This window comes from Mesorhizobium sp. M7A.F.Ca.CA.003.01.2.1 (assembly GCF_003998945.1).
GTDB lineage: Bacteria > Pseudomonadota > Alphaproteobacteria > Rhizobiales > Rhizobiaceae > Mesorhizobium > Mesorhizobium ciceri.
In genome coordinates, this window is sequence record NZ_RZRA01000152.1 from 1 (window position 1) to 7619 (window position 7619).

9 protein-coding genes, 1 tRNA gene and 1 pseudogene are annotated in these 7619 nt (G+C 62.3%); 8 read left to right on the forward strand and 3 right to left on the reverse strand.

What is annotated here, in order from left to right; genetic code table 11:
- The 6 genes and pseudogenes from EN969_RS08970 to EN969_RS08995 form a co-directional block, all read left to right on the forward strand.
- Positions 1-1110: pseudogene (locus EN969_RS08970) on the forward strand (hypothetical protein); the annotation flags it as partial.
- Positions 1111-1249: 139 nt separating this feature from the next.
- The gene (locus EN969_RS08975) at positions 1250-1756 is read left to right on the forward strand and encodes a tail fiber protein (RefSeq protein WP_063169581.1); all 507 of its coding nucleotides are present in this window, start codon (positions 1250-1252) and stop codon (positions 1754-1756) included.
- A gap of 13 nt (positions 1757-1769) precedes the next feature.
- Positions 1770-2270: a tail fiber protein gene (locus EN969_RS08980; protein WP_063169580.1), complete on the forward strand. Its 501-nt coding sequence runs from the start codon at positions 1770-1772 to the stop codon at positions 2268-2270.
- Positions 2271-2280: 10 nt separating this feature from the next.
- On the forward strand, positions 2281-2805 hold the full coding sequence (locus EN969_RS08985; RefSeq protein ID WP_063169579.1) for a tail fiber protein: 525 nt from the start codon (positions 2281-2283) through the stop codon (positions 2803-2805).
- Positions 2806-2838: 33 nt separating this feature from the next.
- The gene (locus EN969_RS08990) at positions 2839-4161 is read left to right on the forward strand and encodes a hypothetical protein (protein ID WP_063169578.1); all 1323 of its coding nucleotides are present in this window, start codon (positions 2839-2841) and stop codon (positions 4159-4161) included.
- Positions 4162-4172: 11 nt separating this feature from the next.
- Complete coding sequence (locus tag EN969_RS08995; protein ID WP_244514246.1) at positions 4173-4709, forward strand: GNAT family N-acetyltransferase; 537 nt, start codon at positions 4173-4175, stop codon at positions 4707-4709.
- 72 nt (positions 4710-4781) lie between these two features.
- Here the strand turns inward: EN969_RS08995 and EN969_RS09000 are convergent, their stop codons facing one another.
- Positions 4782-5177 carry a hypothetical protein gene (locus EN969_RS09000; RefSeq protein WP_244514245.1) on the reverse strand — a complete coding sequence of 132 codons (396 nt, stop codon included), beginning with the start codon at positions 5175-5177 and terminating at the stop codon, positions 4782-4784.
- Between the two features lie 236 nt (positions 5178-5413).
- On the opposite strand from EN969_RS09000, the gene EN969_RS09005 reads away from it, so the two are divergent.
- Complete coding sequence (locus tag EN969_RS09005; RefSeq protein WP_063169576.1) at positions 5414-6202, forward strand: SapC family protein; 789 nt, start codon at positions 5414-5416, stop codon at positions 6200-6202.
- A gap of 43 nt (positions 6203-6245) precedes the next feature.
- Here the strand turns inward: EN969_RS09005 and EN969_RS09010 are convergent, their stop codons facing one another.
- Together EN969_RS09010 and EN969_RS09015 are read right to left on the reverse strand one after the other, a co-directional pair.
- The gene (locus EN969_RS09010; protein WP_013528771.1) at positions 6246-6809 is read right to left on the reverse strand and encodes a type 1 glutamine amidotransferase domain-containing protein; all 564 of its coding nucleotides are present in this window, start codon (positions 6807-6809) and stop codon (positions 6246-6248) included.
- 195 nt (positions 6810-7004) lie between these two features.
- Positions 7005-7079: transfer RNA gene (locus tag EN969_RS09015), tRNA-Gly, on the reverse strand.
- A 255-nt stretch (positions 7080-7334) separates the two neighbouring features.
- Here EN969_RS09015 and EN969_RS09020 point away from each other — a divergent pair.
- Positions 7335-7619 (forward strand): YbaK/EbsC family protein (locus tag EN969_RS09020; RefSeq protein WP_281060001.1); only part of this gene is annotated, 285 nt, incomplete at its 3' end.

A 7619-nucleotide genomic window follows, 5' to 3' on the forward strand; every position in this document is an offset into this window, starting at 1 on the left:
GCCGACGAAGGCTCGATCAGCTTCCGCGCCGCCGACGCCGCCCATAACGGCCTGACCGGCACCGTCGCCATCACCAATTCGGTGATCGCGAACGGCCTTGAGGACAATTTCAACGTCTTCAACAACAGCGGCACGTTGAACATCACTGTTTCGGGCTCGACCTTCCGCGACACCTCCGTGGGACCGCCAGGCAATGTCGGCCTGCTGCTGCAGGCCGACGGCACCGCCAACATCACCGGCCTTGTCACGAACTCGTCGTTCCTGCGCAATTTCGCGAGAGGTATCCAGCTCATCAACAACGGCTCGGGCAACATCGATTTCGATGTCGGCCAGGCCGGCGTCGCCGGCAGCGGCGGCACCTTCACCGACAATTTCGTTGGCGTGGACATGGATCAGAACGGCGCCGGCACCTATAATTTCAATGTGCTGAACGCGACCTTCACCACGGCGAACTATGCGACCCTGTTTGGTGCCGGCGGCGCGGGCTCGCAGATCAACGTCAACCGCGGCGGTGCCGCATCGCCGGTCGTGCGTGGCCTGTTCACGGGCAACATCCTCAACAACAACATCAACAACGCGGATTCCGGCACCGGACCAGGTATCAGTGTCTCCATCAACGGGACCGCCACCGGCAGCAACACGGTGACCGTCAAGCTCGACGGCAACACTGTCACGCACGTCGCGAACTATGGCATCCTGGTCGCGAACGGCGACGGCAATGGGATCGTCAATGCCACCATCACCAACAACACCGTCAGCACGACGACCGCAGCCGCGCTCGAGGCGATCCGCGTCAATGGCGGGATAACCTCGAGCCAGGCTGGTGCCTCCGGCACGCCCGACAATGGCGCGCTGACTTTTGATATCCATGGAAATACGCTGAGCGTCGATCCGTCAGCTGGCGTCACCGATATCCGCGTGCGGCAGCGGTTCAATGTGATCGACAAGATCGAAGGCTATGCCGGCAGCGCCACCGACGACACGGCGGTTCAGGCCTATCTCGCCAGTCTCAACAGCCATTCGGGTGGCGGTGCCGCGACAGTGGCCGCCGACCACAACAACACCGGCTTCGGGACCATTGTTGGGGTTACGGAGCCGCCCCTGCCATAGGCGGGCGTTGCGCGCGGTGGCGCTGGAATAAATTACAAAATGTATTGGCCGAGCAGATTGCTTTGTGGCGGTGGGTGATCTAACGTAACGTCATGTAGAGATTGGCTTTTTACTACAAATTGAACGTTTGGGGGTGTATATGGCCGAGCCGTATCTCTCGGAAATCAAGTTGATTTCTTTCAACTTCCCTCCCCAAGGTTGGGCGTTCTGCGACGGACAGCTCCTGCCGATCAACCAGAACCAGGCATTGTTTGCTCTGCTGGGCACGACCTATGGCGGCAATGGGCAAACGACTTTCGCCTTGCCCGATTTGCGCGGGCGCGTGCCAACTCATACTGGCGGCCAAGGTCATCTCCTGGGCGAGCGGGGCGGCGAGCAGGCGCATACGCTCACACTGCCCGAGATTCCCCAGCATTCTCACACCGCCAGCGCGACATCGGATTCCGGCGATCTCTTCGTCGCCAGCGGCAATGTGCTTGCGGCGTCGCCCGCGCAGCTTTACGCGCCCGCGACATCGAACCTGACAACGCTGGTGCCCAGCAGCGTCACCACGATGGGCGGCAGCCAGGCACATGAAAACATGCAGCCCTATCTGGTGCTGAATTTTTGCATCGCCCTGCAAGGTATCTTCCCGTCGCGGAATTGAAGGACGCGCAGTCATGACAGTTTACATCGGCGAGATTCGCATGTTCGCGGGGAACTTTGCGCCCGCCGGATGGGCGTTCTGTCAGGGCCAGACGATACCCATCTCCGAAAACGATGCCCTGTTCCAGTTGATCGGCACGACCTATGGCGGCGACGGTCAGGAGACATTCAACCTGCCGAACCTGGCCAGCCGCGTGCCGGTCCATCAGGGAACCGGTTTCATCATCGGGCAAACCGGCGGCGTCGAGGACGTGACGCTGAACATACAGCAAATGACCGGCCACACTCACGCCATGCTGGCGACGAGCAGCGTCTCCAACCAGACGAGCCCCGCCAACAACGTTGTGGCCCAATCGTCTACAGGCAAGCTCTATGTCGAGGACACACCGACGGCGAACCTCGCCAACCCTGTGGTCGGCATGACGGGTGGCAGCCAGCCTCACAGCAACCTGCAGCCTTACCTCTGTGTCAATTTCATCATTTCACTGTTCGGCGTTTTCCCGACCCAAACATAAGGACAGGACCATGTCGGACCAATTCGTCGCGGAAATCCGAATTTTTCCGTCCAACTTCGCACCCAGGGGCTGGGCGACCTGCGACGGTCAGCTCATGCCGATCTCGCAAAACACGGCCTTGTTCTCGCTGCTGGGCACGACCTATGGCGGCGATGGCAGATCGACCTTCAGCTTGCCGGACATGCAAGGCAATGTGCCGATGCAACCCGGCCAGGGTCAAGGGTTGGCGCTTTATGATCTAGGGCAGTTCGGTGGCTCGGATACCGTGTCTCTACTGGAATCGGAAATGCCGATGCACAATCACAACATCCGCGCCGTAACCGACCCTGCCGAGCTTCAGATCCCGACGCCGGATCGGGCGATCGCCAGGTCGAGCAACGCCAACGCCTACAAGAACACGACCGCTAACATCGTGTCGATGGCAGTGAACATGCTGGCTCCGGCAGGTGGCAGTCTGCCGCACAACAATCGCATGCCCTACCTGACATTGACTTTTTGCATCGCGCTGGAAGGCTTTTTCCCGCCGAGAGGCTGAGGAATTCCGAATCAACAAGGCAGGACCGATACGATGGCCAAGAAAGCTGAACCTAGGTCGAAGGCATCGGCCCCCGCAGCAAGGACGCCCGCGCCCGCGCCTCGGGCGGCTTCCAAGGCCAACGCCCGCTCGCGGCGATCCAGCGTCCCGCCCATCTACCAGAACAAGCCCGCCGGCGCGGCGTTCTTCGAACTGTCGCGGCTGATGGTGGTGGGCATCGATTCCGCCAAAAGTCAGTTGATCCAGAAGGCTCAAGACGCACCGAACGGGTCATGGCCCGCGGCGTGGTCGTTCATCGCGCCCGGCGCCTGGGTGATCATGACGGCGGGCCTCACCAGGGACGGTCGCGTCGCCGTGGTCGCGCAAGCCTCGGGCACCACCAACCTGTCCTTCATCACCGAAGACCCCAACCAGATCGGTCCGATCGACAAATGGACCGCGCCGACGAGCATTGGCACACCGCCCGGTGCCACCTCCTATCAGAAACTGACGATGGCGCGCGATGCCGATGGCCGCGTCGAAATCTTCCTCACCGACAATCTGGGCCGCATCTGGTGGATCTACCAGAACCCGGATGTGATTGTTCAAGTGCAGAAAACCATCACGCCGCCCGGCACGACGACGCCGATCGTCGTCACCGTCGACGAGCTCAGGCCGCCAGTCCAGCCGTGGAGCGCCTGGATCCAGCTGACCGGGCAGCTCGTGGCGATCACGGCGCTGCGCCAGGCAGACGGCCGCATCGCGCTGTTCGGCATCAACTCCGCCCTCCATCTCTATCGCTGCCAGCAGGCCAAGGTCCAGGCGCTGACGGTCGCCGACTGGACGCCATGGGTGCAGATCGACGCCGGCTACCCCTTCACGGAAATGGCGCCGATTGTCGGTCCGCTGGGCGGCACCAATCTGTTTGCCATGACGCAGCAAGGCCAGGTCCTGCACACCAAGCAATTGCCGGCCGGCTCCGACACCTGGACGGCCTGGGCGACGCCCGGTTACAGCAGGGTTCCCAAATACACGCTCTGCGCCGGCATCCAGGGCGACGGCGACATCATGCTGGTCGCCTCCGACCAGCAGCATGTCCACTCCTTCAACGCCCAATATGACGCCGCCACCCAGAACTGGTCGGGATGGCGCGATTTCGGCGGCTCCGGCGCCAACACCAGCCTGTCGCTCGACTACAATGCCGATGGCCGCCTTGCCCTGTTTTCGATGATGGTCCAGAACGACGGCACAAATGGTCTGTGGACCATCAACCAGATGGCCATGGACAGCTCCGAATGGGAGTGGACGTGGACGGCGCTGGCCACCAGCAACCTCAAGCAGATCGTCGTCGTGCGCGACCTGACGCCGCCGGTCTGACGTCAGGCAGCGTGACAGAGGCAAAGCAGGCGTATCGGCTCGCAGCCTGGTCCCGGTCGGAGAAGGCCGGGCTCGGCTTCCGCGCCGCGACAGAGGCGGATCTGCCGTTCCTGTCGCGGCTCTATGCCTCGACGCGCGTGGAAGAACTCGCCGTGACGGCGTGGACCGAGGCACAGAAGGCCGCCTTCCTCGACATGCAGTTCCAGGCGCAGCACGCGCATTACCGAAAACACTATCCCGAGGCCGACTGGCTGGTGGTGGAACGAGCGGGGAAAGACATCGGCCGGCTCTACATCGAGCGCTGGCCAGGCCAGCACCGCATCATCGACATTGCCTTCCTGCCGGAGCATCGCCGCAAGGGCTACGGCACCGCACTGCTGCGCGATCTCATCGACGAGGCATGGTTAGCCGGCAAATCAGTATCGATCCACGTCGAGAAGCACAATCCGGCCAGGTGGCTCTATGTCAGGCTCGGTTTTGCGGTGGTCGAGGACAAGGGTGTATACGATTTGATGGAATGTGCGGCGCCGAGTGGCGGGGCGGGGTGAGACGATGGCTGTCCCGCTGGCGTCAAGGTTTCGCGCCGCAGCGCAAGCGTCGCCTCAAAGAGCAAACGTCGCCTAGTTGAACACCGCTTCGTACAGCCGCCCGGCCGCATCGGCGGCGACCGGCACGATGAAGATCTCGTGGCTGCCGCTTGTGCCAGTGAAAAGGTAGGTCGCCTGCGGCAGCGCGATGTCGCGCGGGCCTCTAAACAGCAGCGAGAAACCGCCACCCGGGCGCGGGCTGGCGGCGATGGGCTTGACCGCGCTCAGTTCGAGCGGGATCTGCTTGCCCCCGGCTTCGATGGTGAAGGTTTGTCCCTGCTCGAAATCCGACACCGACGCCATCCCGTTTGCCTCAATCTTTGCGCTGGAGCGGTTCAGCGTTCGGATCCGATCCAGCTCTTTGTTTCTCCGCAATTGCCAGGGGAAAACCGCTGCACACTTTTCCCGGAATTGCTCCAGCGGCGGCACTGTCGCCGCTTCGCCGCAAGCTGTCCAGAGGCGGGCAGGCGGCGGTCGTGTTCCCCAAGACAATCGATCGCGGCAAATCCAAAAGATACAGCACCGCCTGTCCTTTTATGCGCGCAAGAGACGCTGTAGTACTTTGTCCTGCGCGGGATTCCTTTCGATCCAAGATCAGCGCAAACAAAGCATAGATCCCGGCTTCGGGACCATTGGCAGCCTGATGGGCGTGCGGGAGACGGATGATGGCGGATGCAAAGACGGACGTGACGGGCGATGCGCTGCCGCTGTTCTATTCGAGGCCCGAGGCGCTCAATCCGGCGCGGCACGGCTCGCTTGGCCTGACCGCGCGCAGTGACTTCGGCTTCGCCCGCTCGGCGCACGCCATTCCGGTGGTCGCGTCGGAAATGCCGGCGGCGATGCGCTCCTACCCGATCGTCTTCATCGGCCCGGCCAAGTCGCCGGTGATCATCACCGGCGTGCGCCAGAACGAGAATTTGTTCGTCGATGCCGACGGCAAATGGACCGGGCCGCACTACATCCCCGCCTATGTCCGGCGCTATCCTTTCATCCTGGCCGAAGACCCGACATCGGCCGGCCGGCTGACGCTGTGCGCCGACCGGGCCAGCAATCGCATCGTCGACCAGCTGCTGGCGCCGTTGCGCGACGACAAGATCCTGCCGTTCTTCGCCGGCAACGAGCCGACCGAAGCGACCAGACAGGCGCTCGCCTTCTGCAACCAGTTCCAGATCGACTTCCGAGCCACCCGCGAGATGGTCGAAAAGATCGATGCGCACGGCCTGTTTTCGCCGCGCCAGAGCAAGGTGACGCTGGAGGGTGGCGAGGTGCTCAACCTCACCGACTTCCAGGTGATCGACGAGCCGGCCTTCAACAAATTGAGCGACGAGGCGTTTCTCGACCTGCGCAAATCAGGCGCGCTCGGCCTGCTCTATTGCCACCTCGCCTCGACCAACAGCTGGACCTCGCTGGTGCATCAGGCATCGCTGCGGAAGGCGGATGGGGCGAAGGGCTGACTGTGAAAAGCTTGCGCGGTCGATCGTCTGGGCGGACAGGCGGCTAGGCAGCAACCCTTCTGTCGTGCCGCCCTTCCCTGATCTCCTCGGCGAGCTTGTCGCAGAACGCGTCGAGATCGCCGGGATTGCGACTGCTGACGAGCCCCTGGTCGGTGACGACTTCGGTGTCCTCCCACAGACCGCCGGCGTTGATCACATCGGTCTTGATCGATTTGTAAGACGTGACCCGGCGACCCCTTACGATGCCGGTCTCGGCGAGAAGCCAGGGCGCATGGCAGATCGCGCCGACGACCTTCTTGGCCGACCAGAACGATTCGACGAAGTCCAGGGCCTTTCGCTCGACGCGCAGCAGATCCGGATTGATGACCCCGCCAGGCAGGACGATCGCGTCATAGTCGTCCGACCGCGCCTCATCCAACGTCTTGTCGACAGGAATCTCCCGACCCCAGTCCTTGAGGTCCCAGCCTTTGATCTTGCCGCTTGCGAGCGACACGACATCGACCTCGGCGCCCGCCTCGCGTAATTTTTTGAGCGGAACTTCAAGCTCGGATTGTTCGAACCCGTTTGTCGCAAGGATAGCGACGCGCTTACCGGAAATATCCTGCATTGGTTTTTCTCCATCGTTAGGTGGTGGAGGGCTAACGAGGCGAGGCGGGAAGCGTTCCTGGCTGTAATTTTATGTGACATGAGAGGCGGATGGACGAAGCGCAGTTCGGCCCAAGCTCCCAGTTCGACAATGTCCAAAAACGAAAAAGCCGCGGCGGACCGCGGCTTTTCGATGCTTGATTTCCTAAGAGGAAACTGGAGCGGGTGAAGCGATTCGAACGCTCGACCCCAACCTTGGCAAGGTTGTGCTCTACCCCTGAGCTACACCCGCTCGCACGGCGTCTTGGCCGCAAGCCGGGCCTATATGGCTGAAGAGCGCGGCGATTGCAACAGGGAAATCGCAGGCTTTTTTACGACCCGGCAAGCGAGGCCGGCAAGCCGCCGGCGGGCGCGCGAGTGGCACGCGGCGGGGGCGCCACCGCAAAGGGCGGGTGCCGCTCACCGTGATGTCGCATGACGGCCTTGTGTCGGCCGCCCCATTGGCCGTAAACGGCATGGGCTCACAAACGGGACGAAGACGAAACCGATGCCGAAGACCGAAGCCGAACTTTTTGCCTTTCTTGCCGAGCTGGGCATTGCTGCCTCGACCAAGCGCCATCCACCGCTCTATACCGTCGCCGATTCGCAGGCGCTGCGCGGCGAGATCGCCGGCGGGCACACGAAAAACCTGTTCCTGAAGGACAAGAAGGACAATTTCTTTCTGGTCACCGTCGGCGAGGACGCGGTCGTCGACCTGAAGCAGATCCACCAGGTGATCGGCGCCGCCAGCCGGGTTTCTTTCGGCAAACCGGAGATGCTGATGGAGCTGCTC

Excerpts from the sequence above, each read along its gene's own strand:
- EN969_RS08975 (WP_063169581.1), top strand. The coding sequence starts at position 1,250 with ATGGCCGAGCCGTATCTCTCGGAAATCAAGTTGATTTCTTTCAACTTC.
- EN969_RS08980 (WP_063169580.1), top strand. The coding sequence starts at position 1,770 with ATGACAGTTTACATCGGCGAGATTCGCATGTTCGCGGGGAACTTTGCG.
- EN969_RS08985 (WP_063169579.1), top strand. The coding sequence starts at position 2,281 with ATGTCGGACCAATTCGTCGCGGAAATCCGAATTTTTCCGTCCAACTTC.
- EN969_RS08990 (WP_063169578.1), top strand. The coding sequence starts at position 2,839 with ATGGCCAAGAAAGCTGAACCTAGGTCGAAGGCATCGGCCCCCGCAGCA.
- EN969_RS09005 (WP_063169576.1), top strand. The coding sequence starts at position 5,414 with ATGGCGGATGCAAAGACGGACGTGACGGGCGATGCGCTGCCGCTGTTC.
- EN969_RS09010 (WP_013528771.1), bottom strand. The coding sequence starts at position 6,809 with ATGCAGGATATTTCCGGTAAGCGCGTCGCTATCCTTGCGACAAACGGG.